The organism is Micromonospora sp. CNZ285, from assembly GCF_004637285.1.
Genome location: NZ_SPQD01000001.1, coordinates 238481 through 263265, shown reverse-complemented (window position 1 = coordinate 263265; position 24785 = coordinate 238481). Strand labels below are relative to the sequence as shown.

Annotated in this window: 20 protein-coding genes and 1 pseudogene; 13 read left to right on the top strand and 8 right to left on the bottom strand. The window is 71.9% G+C overall.

Annotation, left to right across the window (positions count from 1 at the left end; all coding sequences use genetic code 11):
• The first annotated feature begins 181 nt into the window (after window positions 1-181).
• From CLT75_RS01240 to CLT75_RS32965, 4 genes are all read left to right on the top strand, one after another.
• The gene (locus CLT75_RS01240) at window positions 182-1402 is read left to right on the top strand and encodes a sensor histidine kinase (RefSeq protein ID WP_135239077.1); all 1221 of its coding nucleotides are present in this window, start codon (window positions 182-184) and stop codon (window positions 1400-1402) included.
• Window positions 1399-2037: a response regulator transcription factor gene (locus CLT75_RS01235; RefSeq protein WP_135239076.1), complete on the top strand. Its 639-nt coding sequence runs from the start codon at window positions 1399-1401 to the stop codon at window positions 2035-2037. Before CLT75_RS01240 ends, CLT75_RS01235 begins: the two co-directional genes overlap by 4 nt.
• A 148-nt stretch (window positions 2038-2185) precedes the next feature.
• A complete protein-coding gene (locus CLT75_RS01230; RefSeq protein ID WP_135239075.1) occupies window positions 2186-3289 on the top strand; it encodes an FUSC family protein in 1104 nt (367 codons plus the stop codon).
• A gap of 456 nt (window positions 3290-3745) precedes the next feature.
• Window positions 3746-3982, top strand: a complete 237-nt coding sequence (locus tag CLT75_RS32965; protein WP_486485020.1) for a hypothetical protein — start codon at window positions 3746-3748, stop codon at window positions 3980-3982.
• A gap of 31 nt (window positions 3983-4013) precedes the next feature.
• Here the strand turns inward: CLT75_RS32965 and CLT75_RS01220 are convergent, their stop codons facing one another.
• Window positions 4014-4964: a helix-turn-helix transcriptional regulator gene (locus tag CLT75_RS01220; RefSeq protein ID WP_135239074.1), complete on the bottom strand. Its 951-nt coding sequence runs from the start codon at window positions 4962-4964 to the stop codon at window positions 4014-4016.
• Window positions 4965-5022: 58 nt separating this feature from the next.
• On the opposite strand from CLT75_RS01220, the gene CLT75_RS01215 reads away from it, so the two are divergent.
• From CLT75_RS01215 to CLT75_RS01205, 3 genes are all read left to right on the top strand, one after another.
• On the top strand, window positions 5023-5766 hold the full coding sequence (locus CLT75_RS01215) for an alpha/beta fold hydrolase (protein ID WP_135239073.1): 744 nt from the start codon (window positions 5023-5025) through the stop codon (window positions 5764-5766).
• Between the two features lie 90 nt (window positions 5767-5856).
• Complete coding sequence (locus tag CLT75_RS01210) at window positions 5857-6372, top strand: SigE family RNA polymerase sigma factor (RefSeq protein ID WP_167796861.1); 516 nt, start codon at window positions 5857-5859, stop codon at window positions 6370-6372.
• Complete coding sequence (locus tag CLT75_RS01205) at window positions 6369-7376, top strand: hypothetical protein (RefSeq protein WP_135239071.1); 1008 nt, start codon at window positions 6369-6371, stop codon at window positions 7374-7376. Before CLT75_RS01210 ends, CLT75_RS01205 begins: the two co-directional genes overlap by 4 nt.
• A gap of 33 nt (window positions 7377-7409) precedes the next feature.
• Here the strand turns inward: CLT75_RS01205 and CLT75_RS01200 are convergent, their stop codons facing one another.
• A complete protein-coding gene (locus CLT75_RS01200) occupies window positions 7410-8237 on the bottom strand; it encodes an ABC transporter permease (protein ID WP_486485019.1) in 828 nt (275 codons plus the stop codon).
• 27 nt (window positions 8238-8264) lie between these two features.
• Complete coding sequence (ygiD, locus tag CLT75_RS01195; RefSeq protein ID WP_486485018.1) at window positions 8265-9146, bottom strand: 4,5-DOPA-extradiol-dioxygenase; 882 nt, start codon at window positions 9144-9146, stop codon at window positions 8265-8267.
• 159 nt (window positions 9147-9305) lie between these two features.
• Here ygiD and CLT75_RS01190 point away from each other — a divergent pair, with 159 nt between their 5' ends.
• The gene (locus tag CLT75_RS01190; RefSeq protein WP_135239070.1) at window positions 9306-10394 is read left to right on the top strand and encodes an epoxide hydrolase family protein; all 1089 of its coding nucleotides are present in this window, start codon (window positions 9306-9308) and stop codon (window positions 10392-10394) included.
• A gap of 112 nt (window positions 10395-10506) precedes the next feature.
• Here the strand turns inward: CLT75_RS01190 and CLT75_RS01185 are convergent.
• From CLT75_RS01185 to CLT75_RS01180, 3 genes and pseudogenes are all read right to left on the bottom strand, one after another.
• Window positions 10507-11690, bottom strand: a pseudogene (locus tag CLT75_RS01185) (IS3 family transposase).
• Window positions 11588-12406, bottom strand: coding sequence for a hypothetical protein (locus CLT75_RS32960; RefSeq protein ID WP_486485017.1), 819 nt, complete (start codon window positions 12404-12406; stop codon window positions 11588-11590). The pseudogene CLT75_RS01185 and the gene CLT75_RS32960 overlap by 103 nt, the downstream one beginning before the upstream one ends.
• A 108-nt stretch (window positions 12407-12514) precedes the next feature.
• Window positions 12515-13678, bottom strand: coding sequence for an MFS transporter (locus tag CLT75_RS01180; protein ID WP_486485016.1), 1164 nt, complete (start codon window positions 13676-13678; stop codon window positions 12515-12517).
• Between the two features lie 225 nt (window positions 13679-13903).
• Between CLT75_RS01180 and CLT75_RS01175 the strand changes: the two genes are divergently transcribed.
• From CLT75_RS01175 to CLT75_RS01160, 4 genes are all read left to right on the top strand, one after another.
• The gene (locus CLT75_RS01175) at window positions 13904-17179 is read left to right on the top strand and encodes an AfsR/SARP family transcriptional regulator (RefSeq protein ID WP_486485015.1); all 3276 of its coding nucleotides are present in this window, start codon (window positions 13904-13906) and stop codon (window positions 17177-17179) included.
• 48 nt (window positions 17180-17227) lie between these two features.
• A complete protein-coding gene (wrbA, locus tag CLT75_RS01170; protein WP_135239068.1) occupies window positions 17228-17869 on the top strand; it encodes an NAD(P)H:quinone oxidoreductase in 642 nt (213 codons plus the stop codon).
• A gap of 343 nt (window positions 17870-18212) precedes the next feature.
• Window positions 18213-19274 (top strand): SMP-30/gluconolactonase/LRE family protein, encoded by a 1062-nt coding sequence (locus CLT75_RS01165; protein WP_135239067.1) that lies wholly within the window; start codon window positions 18213-18215, stop codon window positions 19272-19274.
• 26 nt (window positions 19275-19300) lie between these two features.
• Window positions 19301-21040: a PQQ-dependent sugar dehydrogenase gene (locus CLT75_RS01160; RefSeq protein ID WP_135239066.1), complete on the top strand. Its 1740-nt coding sequence runs from the start codon at window positions 19301-19303 to the stop codon at window positions 21038-21040.
• 117 nt (window positions 21041-21157) lie between these two features.
• Here the strand turns inward: CLT75_RS01160 and CLT75_RS01155 are convergent, their stop codons facing one another.
• Window positions 21158-22087: an NmrA family NAD(P)-binding protein gene (locus tag CLT75_RS01155; protein ID WP_135239065.1), complete on the bottom strand. Its 930-nt coding sequence runs from the start codon at window positions 22085-22087 to the stop codon at window positions 21158-21160.
• A gap of 94 nt (window positions 22088-22181) precedes the next feature.
• Between CLT75_RS01155 and CLT75_RS01150 the strand changes: the two genes are divergently transcribed.
• Window positions 22182-22727, top strand: a complete 546-nt coding sequence (locus tag CLT75_RS01150) for a TetR/AcrR family transcriptional regulator (protein WP_135239064.1) — start codon at window positions 22182-22184, stop codon at window positions 22725-22727.
• A gap of 245 nt (window positions 22728-22972) precedes the next feature.
• On the opposite strand, the gene CLT75_RS01145 is transcribed toward CLT75_RS01150, so the two are convergent.
• Window positions 22973-24706, bottom strand: coding sequence for a hypothetical protein (locus tag CLT75_RS01145; RefSeq protein WP_135239063.1), 1734 nt, complete (start codon window positions 24704-24706; stop codon window positions 22973-22975).
• Window positions 24707-24785: the final 79 nt, after the last annotated feature.

Sequence of the window (24785 nt, the reverse complement as noted above, 5' to 3'; positions counted from 1 at the left end):
CGACAAACACGGCAGTGGCCTGTCCTTTCGGCGGTGGAAGCGGTACGCCTCCACCATCGCGGCCGGCGCCCGTGTCCGCGTCTGGCGCAGGGCGGCACTTCGCGGGCCGAAGGACGGCGCCCGGGTTCCAACTTTCGATAGAGGCCCCCGGGGCGCCGGCCTCGGTAACGTGGGACGCACTGTGAGCACCGCTGCCCCTGCCCTGACCCCGACCTCCCGAGCCCTGGCCTGGTGCCTGCACCTGCTGATCATCGGCCTGCTCGTCCTGGCCGCGGGCCGGGCGGTGGCCGACGACCGGCCGCACGCCGGATCGATCGTCGCCGTGGCGGTGGCGTGCGGTCTGGCGTACGCCATCGGGCCGCTCCTTCCCCGCATCCGGCGCTCGCGGCGGGCCGCCGCCTGGTGGCTGGCCGCCGTCGGCGCCGTGTGGCTGGTGCTGCTGGGCCTGTCCCCCGATGCGATCTGGGTGGCGTTCCCGCTGTACTTTCTCCAGCTCCACCTGCTGCCGCGCCGCGCCGGCCTGGCCGCCGTGATCGCCACCGCCGTGGCGGCCATCGCCGGGTTCGGCGCCCACACCGGCTCCTTCACCCCGGCCACGGTGATCGGTCCCGCGCTCGGCGCCGCCGTCGCCGTCGGGGTGGTGTGGGGATACCAGGCCCTGTATCGGGAGAGCGAGCAGCGCAGGCAGCTGATCGAGGAACTCACCGCCACCCGGGCCGACCTGGCCCGGGCCGAGCACACCGCCGGCGTACTCGCCGAGCGCGAGCGTCTGGCCCGCGAGATCCACGACACCCTCGCCCAGGGCCTGTCGAGCATCCAGCTGCTGCTGCGCGCCGCCGAGCGCGCCCTGCCCGGCCGGCCCGGTGCCGCCTCCGGTCACGTCGACGCGGCCCGTCAGGTCGCCGTGGACAACCTCGCCGAGGCCCGCCGCTTCGTCGCCGCGCTCACCCCGCCCACCCTGGAAGGCACCACCCTGGCCGGGGCCCTGGAACGCCTGTGCACCACCACCAGCGCCCGCCACCGCCTCACCGCCCGCTTCCACCTCGTCGGCGACCCCGTATCGCTGCCGACCGCCCACGAGGTGGCGCTCCTGCGTATCGCCCAGTCCACCCTCGCGAACACGGTCCGCCACGCCCAGGCCACCACGACCGAGGTCACCCTCAGCCATCTCGGCGACCGCATCGCCCTGCACGTCGTCGACGACGGGCGCGGCTTCGACCCGGAACACCTGCCCGCCCCCGACGTCGACGGCGGCGGCTTCGGCCTGGCGGCCATGCGCGCCCGCATGGCCGCTCTCGGCGGCACCCTGGCCGTCGCATCCGCGCCCGGCCGGGGCACCGCGGTGACCGCCGAGCTTCCCCTCACCCCGCCCACCAGGACCGAGCCCGAGGACCGCCCGTGACCGACGACGTCCCCGTCCGCCTCCTCCTGGCCGACGACCACCCGGTCGTACGGGCCGGACTGCGCGCCGTGCTGGAAACCGAACCCGGCCTCGTCGTCGTGGCCGAAGCCGCCACCGCCGAGGAGGCCGTCACCCGCGCCGCCGCAGGCGACATCGACGTCGTCCTGATGGACCTACAGTTCGGGAAGGGCATGGGCGGCGCCGAAGCCACCGCCCGGATCACCGCCCGCCCGGAGGCGCCGCGCGTGCTGATCGTCACCACCTACGACTCCGACGCCGACACCCTGCCCGCCATCGAGGCCGGCGCCACCGGCTACCTCCTCAAGGACGCCCCACCCGAAGACCTGGCCGCCGCCGTCCGCACCGCCGCCGCCGGACGCACCACGCTGGCGCCCACCGTCGCGAACCGGCTGATGAACCGCCTGCGTACGCCGGGCACCACCCTGACCCGACGCGAGACCGAGGTCATCGCCCTGGTCGCCGACGGTCTGTCGAACCACAGCATCGGCGTCCGCCTCCACCTGACCGAAGGCACCGTCAAGTCCCACCTGGCCCGCATCTACGCCAAGCTCGGCGTCGAGTCGCGCACCGCCGCCGTCGCCACCGCCACCGAACTCGGCCTCATCCGCCGCTGACCCCGGCAGGTGCGGGTCGTCACGGGACGTCGGCCACGCCGGCAGCCGGCATCAGCGATTGAGCAGGTCACAGCCGGGGTAGTGGGCCTCCTCGCGGAAGATCAATCGGCGGCCGGTCCCGGTCCGCCCGGCGAGAGGGGGACGACCGGTGCGGACCTGGGTACGCGACGCCGCCGCGCGGTTACGCAGCGACGGGATGACAGTGGTCGAGCTGACCGCCGCCGCTGTGGTCGCCTGGATCGTGGCGGCGCTGGTGATCCGTCACCCGGACCCGTTCTTCGCACCGACCGCCGCGCTCGTCGTGCTCGGCGAGTCCCGCGGGCGACGGCTGCGGCAGACCGTCGAGATCCTGCTCGCCGTGGCAGCCGCCGTGCTCGCCGCGGAGCTGCTGGTGTACGCGCTGGGCCCGGGCACCGAGACGGTCCTGCTGGTGCTGCTGCTCACCACCACGACGCTCGTGGTGATCGGGGCCCGCCGTGCCCTGGTCGTGCAGGCCAGCGTCTCGGCCATGTACCTGGTCGTGGTCTCCGCGCCGAACGGGACGCTGATGCCGTTCCGCTTCGTCGACGCGCTCATCGGCGGCGCCGTGGCGCTTGCCGCCAGCCAGCTGATGGCCGCCCGTGACCCGCTGGCACCACTGGTGGCCCAGGCCCGGCGCAGCTACACCGACCTGGCCGACCTGCTCGACCAGGTCAACGCGGCGCTACGCGGCTGCGACGAGGACGCCGCCCGCGCCGCGCTGGACCGGGCGCGGCAGGTGGACGACTGCGTCGCCGAGATGCAGGCCGCGGTGCTCGCCACCGGCGAGACGCTGAGGCTGGGACTGCGCCGCCGGAACCTGGGCAAGCTCGTCGAGGTGGAGGCCACGCTGCGGCAGCTCGACTACGCCGCCCGCAACATCCGGGTGCTGGCCCGGGCCGGCGTGACCCTGACCCGCCGGCACACCGCCACGCCGCCGGAGCTGGCCGCCGCGATCGGCGCGCTGACCTCCGCCGTACGGTCGGCTGGTGAGGCCATGGCCCACGACCTCACCGGCGCCGACGCCGACCGGCACGCGCAGCGGGCCGACGCGGCGGCGCTGGAGGCGGTCCGGATCGCCGCGGGCCTGCTGCGGACCGACCCGCCGTTGCCGGTCACCATGATCGTCGGGCAGATCCGGGCGACCGCGATCGACCTGCTGCGCGGTGTCGGCCACGACGACGTGGCGGTGCTGGACCGGGTGGACGAGGCGCTCGGCCTCAGCCGGGGGTGACACGTACGCCGCTGGTCCGCTCAGCGGTAGTGGATCGGGGTGTCGACGCGGTCGTCCAGGAAGTCAGCCGGTACCACCCACCCCTCTGGATCCGCCTCACGATGCATGCCGCGGATCTGCGAGAGTTCAGTTGGCCGTGTGGATGCTGCGGTGAGCTCACCGTCCTCAGCCCTGGCGGCGACGGCGTCACCGTTGACGTGCGCAGCAGCGAGGGGTCCGGATGCGCCTCGTTCGTCGCGCACCGGTCCTGTCTGGCTGACCGGCGCGGTCGACGAGGCCGCCTACGGCCGTGATCAGCTCACCGGCACCTTCGTCCTCTCACCCGGCGACGTACGCGGGACACGCTTCGTCCATGACCGTGTCCGTACGGGCTGCTGGTCGATGGTGGGATGGATCCCCTGCGTCGCCTGTCGAGGCTGCGGGGCCGTGGTCGCCTGGCGGGCCGACGACTGCAGGATGGCGCAGGAACTGCGCTTCCATCCAGCGATGGTCGTCCGCGAGCTGTGTGACGACGGCCCGGGGCGGGGCGTCGACCCTTTCGCGCTGATCGCCGACTGGGACCGTCCTGCGCCCGACACCAGACGACACCGCTGGATGCCCGGGCCGACCCGTCCTCGTCCCGAACTCGTCGCCACCCGCTGGGGCGGCCGAGGCGTGCGGGAAGCTCTCTTCCGAGACGATCCGCCGGCCTGACCCGGCCGCGCCTGACCACCTCTACCGACCTTCAGGCGTCGGCGAGCAGCCGGTTGGCCAGTGCCCGTACCTCGTCCTTGAGTTCGTCCGGACGGTCGATCGTGAACGACCAGCCGAGCCCGGCGAGCATCTGTGCCGCACCGTCGAGCCGTTCGGCTCGGGCGGTGAGGCGCACTCCGTCGGGGACCTCGGTGAGCGTGCCGACCGAGAGCGGGATCCGTCGCTGCGCCTGCTCCAGGCTGGTGTGCAGCACCACGGCGATGTCGTGCGCGTACTGCACTGCTGCCAGACCGGTGAGTACCTGCGTGGTGGGATCGAATCCGGCCGGGATGTCGAACCTGCCCGGCATGGGGCGGGCTGTCCCGATGCGGTCGAGCCGGAACGTCCGTACGGCCCGGCGGTTGTGGTCGTGGCCGGTGACGTACCACCGGCCGGCGTGGAAGACCAGCCCGTACGGATCGAGCCGACGCTCCCCGGACCGGCCGCGCCAGGTGGTGTACGTGATGCTCGCCGGTTGCTGATGCCGGGCCGCGTCCGCGAGCACCAGCAGCACCTCGATGCCGGGCGGGGCGGGCTTGCGGGCCCGTGCGGTGAAGTCCACTGTGTCCAGCAGCGAATCGATCCGCCGGGCGAGAACGGCCGGCAGCACCCGGCGGATCTTCGCGGTCGCGCTCTCGGCGGCGGCGCCTTCGGCGGTGACCAGCCCGGCCCGGGCGGCGGCCACGAGCCCGAGCATGACGGCGACCGCCTCCTCGTCGGTGAGCATGAGTGGCGGCAGCTTGTATCCGGGCGCGAGCCGGTATCCGCCGTAGCGGCCGCGCCGGGCCTCGACCGGGATGCCCAGGTCGGCGAGGTGCGCGGCGTATCGGCGGACCGTACGCTCGTCGACGCCCAGCCGACCGGCCAGGTCGGCGACGGTGAAGCCGCCGCCGGCCTGGAGGATCTCCAGCAACGCCAGTACGCGGGCGGTCGGCCGGGTCACTGATCCCCACTTCCAATCCGGGCGGAACCTGTCCGGTATTGATCGTAGCGTGTCAGGCATGACGACCTTCGTACTGGTTCCCGGGTTCTGGCTCGGCGCATGGGCCTGGCGCCCCGTCACCGCCGCCCTGCGCACGTACGGCCACGAGGTGTACCCGCTCAGCCTGACCGGCCTGGGCGAGCGCGCCCACCTGGCCCGCCCGGACACCGACCTCGACGTCCACGTCACCGACGTGGTCAACCTGCTGCGCTACGAGGACCTCCACGACGTGGTCCTCGTCGGGCACAGCTACGCCGGCGCGGTCGTGACGACAGCCGTTGCCGACCGCATGACCGACCGCATCGCCCAACTGGTCTTCGTCGACACCGGCCCGCTGCCCGACGGGGCGGCGAACGAGGACTTCAGCCCGCCCCAGGAGCGTGAACGCAACGCGTCGGTGGTCGCCGAACACGGCGACGGCTGGCGGCTGCCGCCCCCGCCGTGGGCCGAACTGGCGGCGAGAGCAGCAGACGTGGATGAATCGGTCGTCGCGTTGCTCGGTGAGCGGTCGGTGGCCCAGCCGTGGGCGACTGCCACCACCCCGGTGCGGCTCACCGGGGCGTGGGAGAAGCTGCCCCGCCTCGGCGTGCTGTCGAGCTTCACCGCCGAGCAGGCACGCGAGATGGCCGCCACCATGCCGCTGTGCCGGCACATGGCCGGCGATTCGTGGCGGTACGAGGAACTGCCGACGTGGCACTGGCCGATGCTCAGCCGACCGGCCGAGCTGGCCCGGATCCTGCACGAAGCCAGGCCGACGGCGTAGCCCGCGGTGCCCGGGCGACCGTACCCAGGTCACCCGGGCACCGACACGGGAACCATCGGGCAGGTCCAGGTCCCTTAATGAGGTATGGGCTTGCTTCGCAGAGCGGAACCCGCCGGCTACGAGGAATTCGTCGCCGGCCGGTACCGCGAGATCGTTCGCTTCGGCGCGCTGCTGACCGGTGACGGCCGGCTGGGCGAAGACCTCGCCCAGGAGGGTCTGATCGCTGCCTACCGGTCGTGGCACCGGTTGGGCGTGCCGGAGGGGCGACCGGAGGCGTACGTCCGGCAGGTGATGATCCGTGCCGCGATGCGGGCCAGGCGTCGGCGCTGGCGCGACGAGGTGCCGACCGGGGAGCTGCCGGACGCGTCCCGTGGTGGGTTCGCGGATCAGTCGGATCTCAGCGTGCAGGTGCTCGCCAGTCTGCGCCGGTTGCCTGCCGACCAGCGGGTGGTGCTCGTGTTGCGGTTCTGGGCCGACGCCTCCGAGGCCGAGGTGGCGCAGACCCTCGGCGTCGCGGTGGGAACGGTCAAGAGCCGCACGTCCCGTGCCCTGGCGGCGCTGCGCGCCAGCGGTCTGTTCGTCGAAGCCTCCAAGGAGACGCCGTGAATCCCACCCACGTCAGCGAACTGCTCGACCGCGCGGCCGCCTCCGTGACGCCGGCCGAGACCGATCCCGCCTCCCGGCTGGTCCGCCTCGGGCGGCGTAGCGTGCAGCGCCGTCGTCGTGCCTGGGGAACTGCCGGCTCCGTCGCCGTCGCGGCCGCGGTCGCGGCCGTCGTGGCCCTGCCCCAGGTGAGTGCGCCCCCGAAGGGGTCCGAGACCGCCGGGGCCGCGGTGAGCCTGGGTGGCCTGTCGGTCGCCGTCCCCGAGGGCTGGCGGACGAGCGAGGTCACCACCTTCGACCCCTGCACCGCCGAGCCGCACACCGTCTACCTCGCCGCACAGTGGGATCCCCGGGCCACGCGACCGACGTCTCGCCCGCCCGGGGCCGCACCCTTCAAGTGCACGTCTGACGGTCAGGCGTGGATGGCTGTCGTGCAGAAGGGCGTCGCCGCGCTCGTCAGCCCGAACCGGCTGGTGGTCAAGGACGGGCAGCTGCTCCAAGTCGAGCAGCCTGACCAGTACGCAATCCCGTCCATGTGGACCTACCGCGCTCTCAGCGACGAGATTCAGGCGACGACGGCCTTCATCTCCGGGGACGAGAAGGGCCGCGAGCAGCTGCTGAAGCGCGTCACCTGGCCCGGCGGCCCGGCGGCCCCGGCCTCCGGCGGCCTGGTGTTGCCCGACCATATCGCCAGTGCCACCACCGACGTGCCGCCCACCAACGGCATGGTCGTCGCGAGAGACGCCAAGACGCTGACCCAGATCCGGACAGCCCTCACCGAGCTGCGCGACCCCGTGCCCGCCGGTGAGGAATGCACACTGCAGAGGCCCGGTGCGGTCGGAATCAGCCTCGGCGAAGTCACCGTGGTGCTGGGCGACGCGACGTGCCCGCAGGCGATGTCGACCGGCGGCGGTCGCGTCCGGGTCCCGGCCGGACTGGGCAAGGATCTGCTCGACCTCATCGTGGCGAGCGACCGCGCCGCGACCGAGCGTGCCCACAGGGATTGACCGCACCACTCCCGCAATCGGCGTCACGCCGGATCAGCTCGCGTCGCTGCTCCATCCCGCCTTCGGCTTCTTTTCCGGCCGAGCGGTCGGACGTCGAAGCGCAACCTGGACGGGAGGGCCCGGTCGGCGAAGCAGTCCGTTGGCGACCAGTTCGACGGTCACCGCGACGGCGATCGCCTCGACGGCCAGGAGCGCGACCAGGACCAGGAGCTGGGCTGCCCCGGCCTGGACGGGTGTGCCGCCGCCGAGCAGCACGCCGACGAAGGCGCCGGGGAGTGTGACCAGGCCGACGGTGCGTGTCTGGTCCAGCGCGGGCACCAGCGCCTGCCCCGCGCTGGGCCGGCAGATCTCCAGCGCCGCATCCCGCGGCACGAAACCCAGCGCCAGGGCCGCCTCGTACTCGCCGTGGCGGTCGCGAAGCTCGTCCAACGCGCGGCGGCCCGCCAGGGAGGTGGCCGTCATCGCCCCGCCGATGAGGATCCCGGCGATCGGAACGACCGCGACCTCGGTCAGCGGCACCGTGCCGGAGGCCACGACGAGGGCGGAGGCCGGGAGCGCGCCGGCCGCGATCGGCGCCAGCACCGGCCAGCCGAGGCGAAGCGAGCTGACCCGGCGCGCGGAGGTCGCCGCCGCGACCAGGATCATCAGCGTGACGAACGCGGCGCTGGCCCACCACGACCGCAGGACGGCAGTGATGAGCAGCGCCACGGCGCACAACTGCACCACCGCGCGCAGCGCCGCCGTGGCGATGCCACGGGCGTGGCCGAGCCGACCGGCCCGCACCGTTGCCACGGCGACGAGCACGAGAACGACGAGTACGGCGGCGAGTGCCGGACCCACCGCGACTGCACCTTGCTCCATGGGAGCATTCGACCAGCCGGCGCTTGCTCAGATGTTGGAGCCGTCCGGCGGCAGGCCGGGCGGTGGCTGCGGGGATCCGCCCCGGCCGGCAGCCGGTGGACAGGACATGCCCAGGGTGTAGGCCGTCATGGACAGCGAGCCGTAGGCGTAGCCGTCGACGAGGACCTCGGTGTCGGGGGTGTCCGTGGCGGCGGCCAGGCCGGCGAGATACAACGCGGGGATGAAGTGATCCGGTGTCGGTACCGCACGGCGGAAGTCCGCGTGAGCGTCGAGGGTCGCGTACTCGCCCGGGTCGGTCAGCATCCGGGCCTTGGCGTCCTCGTCGAAGCGTCGCGCCCAGTCGAAGCCGTCGTCGGCCAGCGCCCAGTCCATGCCGCGCAGGTTGTGCACGACGTTGCCGCTCGCCACGATCAGCACTCCGCGCCGGCGCAGTGGGGCGAGCCGGGCGCCGAGTTGAAGGTGGTAGTCCATCGGCTTGTCGGCGTTGATGCTGAGCTGGACGACGGGAATCGTCGCGTCCGGAAAGGCGTGCAGCAGCACCGACCAGGTGCCGTGGTCGATGCCCCAGCTGTCGACGTCCGCCCCGACCCAGGTCGGATGGACGACGTCACTGACCTCCTCAGCCAGTTCGGGCAGCCCCGGCGCCGGGTACTGCACCTCGAACAGCTCCTGCGGAAACCCGTAGAAGTCGTGGATGGTCCTCGGCCGGGGCATCGCGGTGACGGCCGTGGCGTTGATGTACCAGTGGGCGCTGACCACCAGGATCGCGCGGGGACGCGGCACCGCGGCGCCGAAGGCTCTCCACGCGGAGGTGTACCGGTTGACCTCGAGGGCGTTCATCGGGTTGCCGTGGCCCAGGAACGCCGCGGGCATCAACACGTCCAGGGCCGGGTGTACGTCTGAAGGCACGAGGACACGATAGTGCCGCCTCGCAGCGGTTCCGGCCTGAATCACGCTCCTCGGCGGATCGGCGATCGAGTCTCCCGGATCGTGGCTGCCGATCGCCGTGCGGCAGCCTGCCCGTTCGGGCGGCTGCCGAGTGACTCCTGGCGATGGGACCATGATCGGGTGACGCCCTTCCACATCGATGTGCCCGAAGCCGTCCTGGACGACCTGCGGGCTCGGCTCGCGCGGACGAGGCTCGCGCCGGCCGCACCGGGAGAGCCGTGGGCCGCCGGCACCGACCCCGGGTACCTGGCAGATCTGGTGCGGTACTGGCTCGACGGATTCGACTGGCGTGCGGTCGAGCGTGCCCTCAATCGGCACCCTCAGTTCGTCACCACGATCCAGGGCACGCCGATCCACTTCGTTCATGTCCGCTCGGCGTCGCCCGGCGCCACGGCGCTGATCCTGACCCACGGCTGGCCCGGCACGTACACGGAGATGCTGCCCCTGGTGTCCCGGCTCGCAGACTTCGACCTCGTCATACCGAGCCTGCCCGGCTTCGCCTTCTCCGGACCGCTCGCCGAGGGCCCGACGACCGAGGCGGCTGTCGCGGACGTCTGGGCCGAGCTGATGACCCGTCTGGGCTACGACCGCTTCGGCGCCTACGGTGGCGACATCGGGTCCGGCGTGACGACGTGGCTCGGCGCCCGCCACGCAGATCGGGTCATCGGGGTCTTCTCGCAGCACATCAAGTTCCCGCCGGCGGACCGCAGGGGCGACCTCAGCCCGGCCGAGGAGGCGTTCGTCGCCATGCTCGACGCGAAGGCCGAGGACGACTGGGGCTACGGAATCATCCAGGAGACACGGCCCGACACCCTTGCGGCCGCGCTGAGCGACTCGCCGTCCGGACTGGCCGCATGGATCATCGAGAAGTACCAGCGCTGGAGCGACTGCGGCGGCGACATCTCCCGCCGGTTCGACTTCGACGAGCTGCTGACCACCGTGATGCTGTACTGGGCCACCAACTGCATCGGCACGTCCTTCCGCCCCTACCGTGACGACCACCTGGCCCCACATCTGCCGATGGTCACCGTGCCCGCCGGCATCACGGTCAGCGTGGAGGACGCCGGCCTGCCCCGGTCGTTCGCCGAACGCACCTACGCCAACCTCACCCACTGGCGCGAGCCCAGCGTCGGCGGCCACTTCCTCGCCCAGGAAGAACCCGACCTGCTCGCTGCCGACCTGCGCGCCTTCTTCAACGCACTGCGATGATCCAGGAACTCAACCTCGTGTGCGGCTGGTCAACGGTCGGCTTCGTAGCGGTAGGTGGAGCCTGTCGGTGTGAGGCTGAAGGTGTCAAGCCCCGGGTTTGATGGAGAGTTGGTTAGCTGGTTTTCAGGGGTGCGGTGACCGGGTGGGTCATCGCGTGTAGCGCCTCGTGCTCGGCGGGTGGGACGTGGCCGAGTTCGCCGTGCAGCCTGCGGTTGTTGTACCAGTCGATGTACTCGACGGTGGCCATCTCCAGGTCGTCGAGCCCGCGCCACGGGCCCTTGTTCCGGACGAGTTCGGCCTTGTACAGGGAGTTGAACGCCTCGGCCATCGCGTTGTCGAAGGAGTCGCCCTTGGAGCCGACGGAGGCGACGGCGCCGGCCTCGGCGAGCCGCTGGGTGTAGCGGATCGCTCGATATTGGGCGCCACGGTCGGAGTGGTGGACCAGTCCGCCCAGGTCAGCGCCTTGATTTTCGCGGCGCCAGATCGCCATCTTCAGCGCGTCGAGAGCCAGCTCGGTGTAGAGACTCGTGGACACCTGCCAGCCGACGATCATGCGGGAGTACACGTCGAGGACGAACGCGGCGTACACCCAGCCCACACTGGTGCGCACGTAGGTCAGGTCCGCGACCCACAGCTGGTTCGGATGTTTCGCGGTGAAGTCCCGTTTGACCAGGTCAGCGGGCCGGTTGGTCTCGGCCGCTGGCCGGGTCGTGCGTGGCGACTTGTCGCGCAGCAGCCCGCGCAGCCCGCAGGCGCGCATCAGCCGCTCGACGGTGCACCGGGCCACTGGCAAACCGCGTCGGTGCAGCTCGTGCCAGATCTTGCGTGCCCCGTAGACGCCGTAGTTCTCCGCGTGGATCCGCTCGATCACCGCGGTCAGCTCCTCATCGCGCCGCGACCGGGCCGAGGCCGGGCGGGTCTTGGCGGCGTAGTAGGTCGACGGTGCGATCTGTGCCGGCGTGTCTTCGAGCGCCTGCAGGACCGGCTGGACACCGTGTTCGACCCGCTGGGAGTCGACGAACTCGACCTTCATCGCGACGGACGGTCCAACTCCGCCGCGAAGAAAGACGCCGCGGACTTCAGGATCTGGTTCGCCCGCCGCAGCTCACGCACCTCCCGTTCCAACGCGGCGAGGCGTTCCGCGTCGCTGCTGGTGGTGCCCAGCCGGTCGCCGGCGTCGGTCTCGGCCTTCTTCACCCACGTGCGCAACGCCTCCGGGTGAACCCCGAGCTGACCGGCGATCCGACGGATCGCTCCGACCGCGGACGCCGGATCCCGACGGGCCTCGACCGCCAACCGGGTCGCACGCTCACGCAACTCATCGTTGTACTTCTTCGGTGCCGGCATCGCTGGTGTTCCTCCCAGGTTTCGATGTCTCCATCAAACCCGGTGCGGGACAAGGTGTCCGCGAAGGCGCCGTCACCGTGGCGGACCGCCAGCAGCACCGGTGGGGATTCCGGCTGTGGCTGTGTGGTGTTCCAGTCGCACGTGCCGGCGAAGTGCAGGCAGATCAGCGCAGTGGCGCGGTCGGCGGCATAGGCCAGGGTCTTGGGATAGCAGGGATTGCTACCGCCGAACAGCACGGCGGGTGCCCCGAGTTCGACCAGGGCCTCATCGAGGTAGCGGTCTTGGGCACACCAGCGGGTGGCTTCGTCACGTAGCCGCTGGAAGTCATCGGCGGAGAGCGTCCGATCAACCTTGAGCCAGCCATGCCGCCAGGCGATGTCGGCGTAGACCGAGGCCACCGCTCCGTCGTCGCGGTATCCGGGCAGGATCTCGGAGAAGGCTCCGCGCACACCGAGCGAATTGACGGCTCCCCGCGCACGGAGCTGCTCACACTCTGCCTGCCAGACCTCGTCGAGCCCGTCGACGAAGGCCACCGCGTCCATCAACAGTCGCAAGGCGGTCTCGCCGCCCCACATGCCCGGCCGGCGCAAGGCGTGGTTGAGTCGCGTCACCTGGTATTCGCGTACCTCGTCCAGGCTGCGTCGGCCTGTGGCATCAGCCTTCACGTCCGGATCATTTCAACCATGGCAGGAGTGGTCCAGATCCTCTCGAACAGTGCGCCAAGCAGGCCACGACGCCGAGGCGGCCGACGTTGAACCTGCGCGTCGGGGTCCTCAAGCGGTTGGGTGCGAGAGCATCACGGCAACCACTGGCCCGATCGCGACGCTGAGCAGGTAGGCGAGGTTGAACAGACCGAGTGCTTCGGCCCGGTGGGAGGCGGATACGACGCCGGCCGCGTGCAGGGCGAGTACGCCTTGGCCGGTCGCGGCGGCCAAGGAGCCGAGCGTCATCGCCGCGAGCAGCAGCGGTACGGCGGTGGTGACCGCCGCCAGCAGCAGCGCGGCGGCGCCGGTGACGAGCAACGTGGCGGCCGCGACGCGGCGTGACACTCGCACTGATGCCGCGACCAGGAACCCGGAGCAGACGCCGCCGATCAGGTAGGGCGCCAGCAGCACGATCCCGCTCCGGGTGCCTGCCCATCCCGCGTGCTGTCGCAGCAGGTCCGGCGCGGCGTAGAGCAGGGCGAAGTTGCCCACTCCCAGCGCGAAGGCCAGCGCGCACGCCGCGAGGAACCGGCCGTTCCGTGCCACCGCAGCAGGCAGGAAGCCGTCCGGACGGACCTTGGTCCAGAACACCAGCAGAGGCAGCAGCACAACGGTGGCCGGGCCGGCCACCAGCGGCCGGTGCGGAATGAGGACGGCTGCGGTGACCAGCATCGCCAGGATGGTCATCCCGAAGAAATCGAACGGCGCCGGCACCGCGTCCGGTGAGGTGGTGCCGCGGCGAGCCGCGGGCACGGCGAGCACCGCCAGCAGCGGCAACGCCAGTGCCGCCTGCCACGAGGAGAGGTCGGCGATCAGTGCGCCGGTCAGCGGACCGGTGGCCCCGACGACCGCCAGCGACGCGGCGACCACGCCCATCTGCCGGGCCGAGTCGGCCAGCTTCATCGCGGTCACGGTGAGGCCGGCGGACCCCAGTCCCTGCACCGCCGCACCGGCCACCATCGCCGGCACGCTCGGGATCAGCACGAGGATGAGCGTCCCCGCGGCCACCAGCGTGGACGCGACGGTCAGGACCGCTCGTACGCCGCGACGGGCGAGCAGCGCCGCCAGCAGCGGCGTCCCCAACGCGATCCCCCAGCCGAAGGCGGTCACACCGGCGGTCGCGGCCTGTTCCCCGCTACCCGTTGCGCGCGACAGGTCGTCGAGCAGCAGTGCCGGTGCGGCAATCCCGAACGACAGCGGACCGGCCAGCAGGGCGAGCCAGGGTGTGGCCACCCGCCCTGGTGCGAGCGGCCTGTGGCGGGAAGCGGCTCGGCGCCGCTGTAGCTGATCCATGTCGTTCCTCCGGTGTCGGCTCGGTTCAGCGTGCCCGGGGCTCCTTACCACCGGCTGACGGCCGGCTGACGTACGCGTCGGTGACCCCGCGCCGCTTCCCGGTGAGCAGACCGTTGGTCGGCGGACGTTCGCGGGGCGGGACAGCCGGCTGGCTAGTGTGAAGCGATGAGGTTCGGAGTGCTGGGCGACGTCGCGGTGTGGACGTCGGACGGCACACCTGTCGCCGTGCCCGGCCTCAAAGTGCGTGGTCTGCTGGCTGACCTGCTGGTTCACGAGGGGCGCCCGGTGACCGCCGACCGGCTGATCGAGGATCTCTGGGGTGACGAGGCACCCGGCAACGCGCTCGGGGCGCTCCAGACCAAGGTGTCGCAGCTGCGCCGCGCACTGGGGGCGGGCGAGGCGGGTGGCCGTGCGCTGGTCGAGTCCGGTGAAGCCGGCTACCGGCTGCGGACGCCGTCGGAATCGGTCGACGCCGGTCGCTTCGCCGCTCTGTTGGTACGTTCGGGCGCGCAGCGGGAGCCGGCTGTGCGGGCGGCGACGCTGACGGAGGCCCTGTCGCTGTGGCGCGGTTCCCCGTACGCCGACTTCACCGACGAGCGATTCGTCCGCCAGGCGGTCGAGCGGCTCAACGACCAGCGCCTGACCGCGCTGGAGGAGCTGGCCGAGGCCCGGCTCGATCTCGGTGAGCACCACCTGCTCGCCGGGGAACTGACCGACCTGGTCGCACGCCACCCGTGGCGTGAGCGACTACGGGCCGCGCACCTGCGCGCCCTGTACGGCTCGGGACGCCAGCATGAGGCGCTGTTCGCCTACGAGCAGTTCCGTCGGCAGGCGCGCGACGAACTCGGCATCGATCCCGGCAGGGAGTTGGTCGAGCTGCACGGGGCGATCCTGCGCCAGGATCCCGCCCTCCAGCCGCCGGCACCGGCGTCGACTCCGGCCCGGACCAATCTTCCGGCGCCTCTGTCGCCTGGTCCGTACGGCGGGCTGATCGGGCGCGACGCGGCCGCCGAGGCGGTGCGGGAGCGGCTGACGAACGAGCGGCTGGTGACCCTGACCGGTCTGGGTGGGGTGGGAAAGAGCAGGTTGGCGATCGAGGCCGCTCGTGCGCTGGCTGACACGTTCCCCGCTGGCGTGTGGCTCGTCGAGCTGGCCGGCCAGCCGTCCTGCGGCGACCACGCGACCTGCACCGAGATCGTCGACATGGTGGCGGCGACGCTCGAGATCCGGGACGACAGCCCGCCCGGCCTGCCCGGTGATCGACCACCGCGCGAGCCGATGGACCGGCTGGTCGCCGCGCTGCGAGGTCGGCGGATGCTGTTGCTGCTCGACAACTGCGAGCACGTGGTGGCGCCGGTCGCTCGACTGACCGAGAAGCTTCTCGGCGCCGTGGCCGACCTGCGCATCCTGGCGACGAGCCGCGAGCCGCTCGGGATCCCCGGCGAAGCCGTCTTTCCGGTGCCGCCGCTGACCCTGCCGGAGCCCGGAGCCGGCGCGCGGCAGATCGCCGAGGCTCCGGCGGTTCGGCTCTTCTTAGCCCGCGCCCGCGCCACCGAGCCAGGGTTCACCGTCGATCAGCGGAACACGGACGCGGTCGCCGTCATCTGCCGGCGTCTCGACGGCGTACCGCTGGCGCTGGAACTGGCCGCGTCCCGTCTGGCCGTTCTCGACCCGGGCGAGCTGGCGGCACGGCTCGACGATCGCTTCCGGCTGCTGTCATCCGGCCGGCGCACCGCGCCCCCGCGTCAGCAGGGGCTTCGCGCCGTGATCGACTGGAGTTGGGAGTTGCTGTCACCTCCCGAACGCGCGGTGCTGCGCCGGCTCGCGGTCTTCGCCGACGGCGCCACCCTGGCCGCCGCCGAGCAGGTGTGCGGGGGCGGGCAGGTGGCATCGGACGAGGTCCTCGACGTGCTGGCACGCCTGATCGACCGATCGCTGGTCATGGTGCGGCACGGCGAGACTCCGCGACGCTTTCGGCTGCCGGAGACGGTGGCTGCCTACGGTCTGGAACAGCTCGACAGCGCCGCCGAACTGTCCGCGACTCGTCGCCGTTACGCCACGTGTTTCGCCCGTCTCGCCGAGCAGGCCGCCGGACGGCTACGTGGTCACGATCAGAGTCGTGCGCTACGTGAGCTCGACGTCGAGAGCGCCAACCTCCGGGCGGCACTCGACGTCGCCGCCACCGACGGTCAGGCCCGCGTGGGCTTGGCGCTCGCCACCTCGTTGTCCTGGTACCGCCTGCTCCGGGGCCGATTCGGAGAGGTGAGCCGGTCACTTCGGACGGCGTTGGACATCGTCCCGAGGAGCGAGGACGACGTCGCGCCGGACGGCCTGCGGCGACATGCGGAGATGTGGCTGGCCGCTCTCGCCACCCGGGACGGCGATCCGACCGCTCCCCGGCAGCGGATCCTGGAGAGCTACCAGGACACCGAGGGGCCGGAGAAGGCGTTCGCGCAGTGGTTGTTCGCCTCCATGATGCTCGGCTCCGGAGATCCGGACGAGGCCGCCGTCCTGGTCGACGCGGCGCTGGCGGCGTTCCGCGCCGGCGGGGACCGGTGGGGCATCGCTGCCGCCTGCGCCATCCGAGCGGACCTCGCGCTCGTACTCCGCAGCGACCTGCCCGCGGCGCAGCGCGACTGCGAGACCAGCCGGGCGCTGTTCGAGCAGCTGGGCGACCGCTGGGGCCAAGTGCATCCGACGAGCCTGCTGGGAACCCTGGCCGAGATCCACGGCGACTACGATCGCGCCGCCACCCGCTACCGGGAGGCGCTGCGCATCGCCGAACACCTGCGGCTGTGGACGTCGGTGTCCCGGCAGCTGGCATGCATCGGCCGGCTTGCCATCTTGAGAGGCGACCTCGACGAGGCCGCCGTCAGTCACGACCGCGCGCTACAGGTGGCCCGGGAACAGTCGAGCCCCTCCGCCATCGCCTTCGCCGGCACGGGCCTGGCAATGATCGCGCGACGGCGGGGCGACCTCGACGCCGCCGAGACCCAGCAGCGGGACCTGCTCGACTGGAACCGCCGCGCCGGCTTCCTGCCGGGCTGCGCGCTCGCGCTGGCCGAGCTGGGGTTCATCGCGGAGCACCGCGGTGATGCTGTCCTCGCCGAGCGCCGCCACCGTGAGTCGCTCGACGCGGCGCGCGCCACCGGGGATCAACGGGCGGTCGCCCTGGCTCTCGAGGGCCTGGCCGGTGCCGTCAGCCTCGGCGGTGACAGTCGCCCCGCCGCGCGGCTGCTCGCCGCGGCGCGGACGCTGCGCGAGGCCGCCGGAGCGCCGCTGCCTCCCGGCGAGCAACATGACGTCCAGCGCGTCACGGTCCGCCTCCGGGAGGCGCTCGGCAGCGACGAACTCACTGCCGAGATGCGCCGCGGCGCACAGCTCGACCTGGACGGACAGCCCTTCAGCGGCGTCGGTAAGGAGATGGTCAGCGAACGGTAAGCCTGCTCGGCACGGTGGACCGAGAACCGAGCCGACCCAGGAGGCACCATGCAGACCGATGCCAGGATCGCCGTCATCTACTACTCCGCCACCGGTACCGTGCACCGGCTCGCGCAGGCATTTGTCGACGGCGCCGCGGACGCCGGCGCTGAGGTCCGCCTGCGCCGGGTGGCAGAGTTGGCGCCGGAGCACGTCATCGATGCCAAGCCGCAGTGGCGAGCCCACCTCGACGCCACTGCCGACATCCCGGTCGCCACCCTGGACGACCTCCGGTGGGCCAACGGGTACGCCTTCGGCACGCCGACCCGTTTCGGGAACATCTGCTCCCAGCTGCGCCAGTTTCTCGACACCACGACCGCCCCGTGGCAGGCGGAGGAACTGGCCGACAAGCCGGCGACCGGCTTCACCGCCACCTACGAGGAACACGGCGGCCAGGAGGCGACCCTGCTCAGCCTCTACCAGACCTTCCACCACTGGGGGTCGATCATCCTGCCCACGGGCTACCTGAACTACGACACCGCTCACGCCGCCGGCGGAAACCCGTACGGCGTCAGCCAGGTGGAGAGCCGCGCCGGCCGGGATCCCGGGTACGCCAGAGCTGTCCTCGAGACGGCCTGCTTCCAGGGCGCACGCCTGACCCGGATGGCAGCCGCTCTCGCCGCCGCCCGCACGGACAGCAGGCTCGGGTAGGAGCCCGGCGGCCTTCGCCGATGCCGGCGGAATCCATCGGCGTGGAAGCGGTGCGGATGCGGAAGTCAAGGACCCGGGTGCGGCCGCCGACCCGTCGCCCGCCGCGTCGCGGGCGGTCACCACGAAGGTGTACGGAGTGTCAGCGCTCAACCGGCCAGGTCATCGGGTGCCTTTCGGGGCATGCGCCGAAGGTGATCGTGGACAACTGATGCGGGGCGCCGCTTCCTCGCCTAAGCTGCGTCACATATACATCGACACTGATCAATAACAGGTGTCGACGGCGGCCGGGGCCAACCCAGGCAACCACGGCCCCTGCATTCACCGACTCCGATGGGAGTACCCGATGACCTGGCGTCCAACCATCGCCGCACTCACCGGCCTGTGCCTGGCGCTCACCACCGCACCGGGCCTCGCCGGTGCCGCACCCCCGGCATCTCGGGACGCCTCTGATGTGAACGTTCACACCTACCCGTTCACCGGCCGACCCGGCGCTCCACCCGGGGCCTGTCCGGATGGCGCCGGGTACGGCCCGCCCTTGCCGGCCAGTTCCGTGTCCGCGACGAAGATCCGGAGCGGGTTCTCGTTCCTCGAAGGGCCGGTCTGGATCGCCGACGGCGGCTACCTGCTGATGTCCGACATGGCCGCGGGCGCCTGGCCGAACAACGTGCAGCCCTCCACGATCCGCCGGTTCACCCCGCCCGCGACCTTCGACACCTTCGTCGCCGACGCCGGAAGCAACGGCCTGGCACTCAGCCCCGACGCCCAGCAGATCATCGCCGCCACCCACGACCAGCGGAACGTCTCCGCTTACCGGCTGAGCGACCAGGCCCGCAGCACCGTCGCCGCCGACTACCAGGGCCGGGCGTTCAACTCACCCAACGACGTCACGGTCCGGTCCGACGGCGTCGTCTACTTCACCGACCCCAGCTTCCAGCGCGGCAACCGACCCGACCAGATGAGCGGACGTACCAGTGTCTTCCGCGTCTCCGGCGGCCAGGTGTCGCTGGTGGACGACCGGCTGCGGCAACCCAACGGCATCGCGCTCTCCCCGGACGGCGGCACGCTCTACGTGGGCGCCTACTCCGAGAACAAGATCTACAAGTACGTCGTCCAGCCCGACGGCAGCACCGGCGCCCGCAGCGTCTTCGTGAACTACATCGGCGGTCCCGACGGGGTCACCATCGACTGCGCCGGCAACGTGTACTGGGCCTCCGGCTCGGACGGGCTGATCCACGTCTACTCGCCCGCCGGCGCGCAGCTCGGCACGATCCGCTCCGGCGGCACCGGCACCACCAACGTGGCGTTCGGCGGACCCGACCGGCAGACCCTCTACATCACCTCCGGCCGAACGAACGACTCGGGCCTGTACAGCGTGCGGCTCAACGTCCCCGGCTACCCGTACTGACCAAGAACCCGGGAAGGAAAGCACCCGTGCGGATCAATCCTCGCCAGTTCCGACACCGCGTCCCGCTCGCCCTGCTGATCTGCGCCGGCACCATCCTGACCGGCGTACCCGCCAACGCCGCGACGGCCGCGCCGGCGACCGGGAGCCGGCCGACGGTCCGGCTCGCCGCCGACACCAGCCCGCCCACCCGGCCGACCGGCCTGCGCAGCACCCGGCTGACCTGCCAGTCCGTCACGCTCTCCTGGTACGCCTCCTGGGACAACGTCGGCGTCGCCTTCTACGACATCTACCACGACGGCCAGCTCGTCACCTCGGTTCCGGGCCGGACGCGGACCGCCACGCTCAGCGTCGTGCAGGGCGTCACCTGGGGCTGGTACGTCAACGCCCGCGACGCCGCCGGCAACGTCTCGCAGGCCAGCTCCACGCTCTCGGTCACCCCGCCGTTCTGCCAGCAGGACACGTCTCCGCCCAGCACGCCGGCCAACCTGGCCGCGACTGTGAACGGCACGGACGTGACCCTCACCTGGTCGGCCTCCACCGACAACGTCGCGGTCACCGGCTACACCATCCTGCGCAACGGTACGGCGGTCGGCTCCACCACCGGCACCGCCGGCAACCCGCCGGCGACCACGTTCACCGACACCGGGCTGGCGCCCGACACGGACTACCGGTACACCGTGACCGCTCGGGACGCCCAGGGCAACGTCTCGGGGGCGAGCGCCGCGGTCACCGCGCACACCGGCTCGGGCTGCACGAGCCCGATCTGCGGCGCGACGGCGATCACCACCGAGAGGGACCTGCCGTGGGGCCTGGTGCAACTGCCCGACGGCACGGTCCTCTACGGCCGGCGCGACCTGTTCGACATCGTCGCCATGAACCCGGACGGCACCGACAAGCGCAGCATCGGCACCGTGCCGAACGTGGCCGGCACCAGCGGCGAGGGCGGCGTGCTCGGGCTGGCCGTCTCGGCCACCTTCACCACCGACCGCTGGCTGTACATCTACCACACCACCACGACCGACAACCGGATCGTGCGCATCCGCTACGACGGCACGCTGCAGACCGGCACCGAGCAGGTGCTCGTCACGGGAATCCCGCGCAACAAGTACCACAACGGCGGCCGGCTGCGTTTCGGCCCGGACGGCAAGCTCTACGCCGCCACCGGCGACGGACAGGACCCGGACGTGGCCCAGGACACCGGCAACCTGGGCGGCAAGGTGCTGCGGCTCAACCCCGACGGCACGGTGCCGGCGGACAACCCCTTCGGCAACTACGTGTGGAGCTACGGCCACCGCAACCCGCAGGGACTCGCCTTCGACTCCCAGGGCCGGCTCTTCGAGCAGGAGTTCGGCAACAACGTCATGGACGAGACCAACATCATCGTCAAGGGCGGCAACTACGGCTGGCCCGCCTGCGAGGGCACCTCCGGCGACTGCGCCAACCCGAACTTCAGGGCCCCGATCCGGACGTACCCGGTGGCCGAGGCCTCGTGCAGCGGCATCGCGATCGTCCGGGACGTGCTCTACATCGCCTGCCTGCGCGGCAACCGGATGTACCGTGCGGAGATCAGCGGCAACACGCTCACCAACGTCCAGCAGTACTTCGTCGGGACGTACTTCCGGCTGCGCACCGTCGAACCGACGCTCGACGGCAACCTGTGGCTGACCACGAGCACCGGCGGGGACAAGGACAGCACCCCGAACAACAGCAACGAGAAGATCCTCAAGGTGACTCTTGGTGGGGCGGCGTCCGGCCCCACGAGCTGAGGGCGAGCCGGGAATCCGGCACCGCCGGCCGTCGGAGGGTGCCCGCGTCGCGCGGGCACCCTCCGAGCGATCCGGGCTGGCACTGCAGCAGACCGGCGCAGCGGTAGCGCCTTGGCGTCAGCCCTGGCGGAGAGGGCGCAGGTGGCGGTCGGCCCACTCGGCGAACGGAGTCAGGGGGATGCCGAGGGCGCGCGCGAACTCCGGCCGGGCCGGCTGCCCGGCGACGTTCAGGAACTCGTGGGAGGTGGTGGCCCACGGCGGCATGCCGGCGGCGAGCGCTTCCGCCTCGGTCATGTCGGGAGCGGTGCCGTCGATGCCGAGCGACTCACCGATGATCTTCGCGATTTCCGTCATGGGCAGGTGGTCGCCGGCCAGTTCGAGTTCGACGCGGTGGAAACGGTCGGGGTCGGCGACGGCCGCCGCGGCCGCTCGGCCGATGTCGTCGACGGCGATCAGCGACAGGTGGGTCTGCGGCCGGAGGACCGTTGCGAGCCCGCCCGCGATGCCCCGCGGTAGCAGGTAGGCCAGGTCGGGCAGGAAGTTCTCCATGAAGAAGCCCGGCTTGATCAGCGTCCACCGGTCGAAGCCGGCGGCCCGGACGCGTTCCTGCATGCCGGCCTTGGGCAGGAAGACGCGCTCCATCGCGGCCCAGCGTCCGTCGGTCCAGCCGGGGGCGTCCTCGTGCTGCCCGGCGCCGGACACCGAGGTGTGCACGAACTGCGGGACCTCCGCGGCCAGCGCGGCCTCGATCAGGTTGACGCCCTGGGCGAGTTCGCTCTCGAAGTCCCAGGTGTCGCCGCGCAGCTCCGGCATCTGCACGGAGAAGACGGCGCGGGCGCCCCGGGCCGCCGGGACCAGCGATGCGGGGTCGCGGAGATCGCCGGCGACCAGCTCGGCGCCGAGGGCGGCGACCGCGGCGGCCTTGGCGGCGGCAGGGTCACGGACCAGGGCGCGCACCGGTACGCCGGCGGCGAGCAGGGCACGGACGGTTGCCCCGCCCTGCCGGCCGGTAGCGCCGGTGACCAGGACTGGTGCTCGATCTGACATGGACACACTCCTCGACCCAGGAAACGGCGGGGACCGCCGTTTATGCTTGCTAAGATACGGCGGCCCCCGCCGCTTAGCAACGCCGAGGTGAGACATGCGAGCAGACGCCCGCCGCAACTACGAACTTCTGCTCGGGGTGGCAGCAGAGGCGGTGGCCGAGCACGGGGCCGACGCGTCGCTGGAACAGATCGCCCGGACCGCCGGGGTGGGCTCCGGCACGGTCCGCCGCCACTTCCCGACCCGGCACGCCCTGCTCGAAGCCGTCTTCCGGGAGCGCATCGACGCCCTCTGCGGCCGCGCCGGCGAACTGGCGGGCGAACCGGACCCCCGGGCCGCACTCGTCGAGTTCCTGATCGAGATCACGCGGGCCGCCGCGACGATCCGGGGCCTGGCCGAGGCGCTGAACCGCGGCCGCACCGAAAGCGTCTACTGCGCGTCCGACCAACTGTCCGAGGCGGGTGAGCCACTTGTACGCCGGGCCGCCGAGGCCGGAGTGCTGGCGCCCGACGTCACCTTCGCCGACCTGTCGACGCTGGTCACCGGGATCGCCCTGGCAACCGAGAACGACCCCGACCCCGGCACCACCGCGACCCGCCTGCTCTCGCTGGCCATGACGGGGTTCACGGTGACACCGCAGTAACCCACTTCCGAAACCAGGGCCCGACCACGCCCCCGGACCAGGGCCTGATCGCAAGCCGTAGCTCAGGCGGGCTTCGCCGGACCAGGTAGCGGTCCGAGCTACGGCTCGTGCTGGCCACCAGCCTGGCCGCTTGCCGCCGGAGGTTCGGGCCACCCGCTGGCGCAGCCTGTTGGTGTCCCTTGTTGACTCTCTCAGCGGGCACGCCTCCGCCCGAAGCGGCCGGCCGGGCCCCGAACGTGTGGGCGCTACGCCTGAGGGGTCCAGGTCTGATATGGCCAGGTGCCGGCGGCACGGGCCCGGTCCACCAGCTCGGGTGCCTGGGCGGTGACCTCGATGACGAGCTGTCCTGCATATCCGGCCATCGCTTCCGGGTACGTCTGTAAGGCAACCAGCAGCCGCCCGACTGCGCTGAGACGTTCGACGGCGATTCGCCAGTCCTGACGGTCGACGGCGAGGGCGGCGGTGAGCAGCAGTGTGTTCGCGTACTCCCAGGCTGCGCGCTGGTCCAGCACGGCCAGCTCATGACGGATGGCGTAGGCATGTTCGGCCAAGGGCGCCGCGGTCGCCGTCTGCCGGCGTTCGAGCAGCGCGGCGGCGAGATTGTGCAGGGCCGTGCCGAGGATTCGACGCAGCCGCGGGTAGGCCGCGTCCGCGTCCGCGCAGCGGTCGATGACCTCGGACAGCAGCATGATCTGGTCTTCGTGACGTCCGGTGGCTTCCGCGACCACGGCGGCGTCGACCATGTGGGTGACCGCGTCGGCCAGCGCCTCCCGCTCGGTGACGGTCCCGCGTAGCAGGCCCTCGTGCCGCCGGACGGCAACGACCACGGACAGCCAGGCAAGGTCCCAGGCGTCGTCGCAGTGACCGATCCGGTGCCGGAGCATCGCCCGCTGGTAGAGGGCTGCGGACCAGAGGCGCCGGACGTCCCGCCGGGCCGGGTCCGACGTCGCCCCGTCGTACAGGCTCAACTCGTCGGCGAGCTCGGCGAGGACGCGGTCGGCCTCGATGATCTGGTCCGCGTCGGCCAGAGAGATTCCTTCATCGAGCCGGGCGGCACAATCGGCGATCACCGACGGGTCAGCGGGCGGGCGGTTGCCGGGTGCGGGGCCGGTCACCCGCGACTCCGCCGCCAGCCGCGCCGCGAACCCGCCGGCGGTAACGCCGGATGGTGAGGGCTGGGCCAGCAGATCCAGGTAGGAGCGGCGTATCCGCCATGCGCCCGAGTCGGGCACCACCAGGTTCTCCGGCGCGGCTTGTTGCAGCTGCGCCAGCGACGCCTCGATCCGCTCTAGTCGCTTCCGCGCTCCGGAGCCCTGGAACATCTGTTCCAGCGAGTACTGTTCGGTCAGCGCCACCCGCATCAGGTCCGGCCGCCCCAGAGTGCTGGCTACCCGCGCGAAGATTCCGAGGGCGTCCGCCAGGTCGATCACGGCGGCCGCCTCGCCGGTGTCGCGGGCGAGCCCACGCTGGAGGTCGACCATCTCGGCGGCTAACGGTCCCAGGACGGAGGGGTCCGTCTCGAGTCGCAGGGTGACCAGCCCAGTCAGTGCCGCGGTCCGAGCGCGGCGGGCGTCGAGGCCGTCGGCGGGCCGGGGCGCGACCAACCGCCACACCCGTTCGACGACATCGCGCCCGCGATCGACGAGCCCGCTGCCGGCCAGGATCTGGCCCGCCTGCACGGTGCGGACCACGGCGTCGGCATGCCAGTCCGGATCGGAGAGCAGATCGCCGGCGAGCGCGATGACCTCCTCGGCCTGTTCCCGCAGCTCAGTGACATCACCGCCATCGGCGAGCCGTTCCTGAGAGAGGTTCAGCGTGGCGCGGCCGAGAGCATGCAGCAGACGCCCCGGATCGCCGAGACCACGGGCAGCGGCAACGGCCCGCTCAACGGCCGCCCGGGTGTCCGGGCCGAGACCGGCCCGCGCGGTGATCTCGTCGGCGGCGCTGAGCAGGCGGTCGACCTCGGCAGGTGTGCTCATCACACGCCTGGAGTCACACGGTCGGCAACGGCAGATGCTGGCTCACGCAAATGCGCTGGTTCGATCACCGACACCTCTG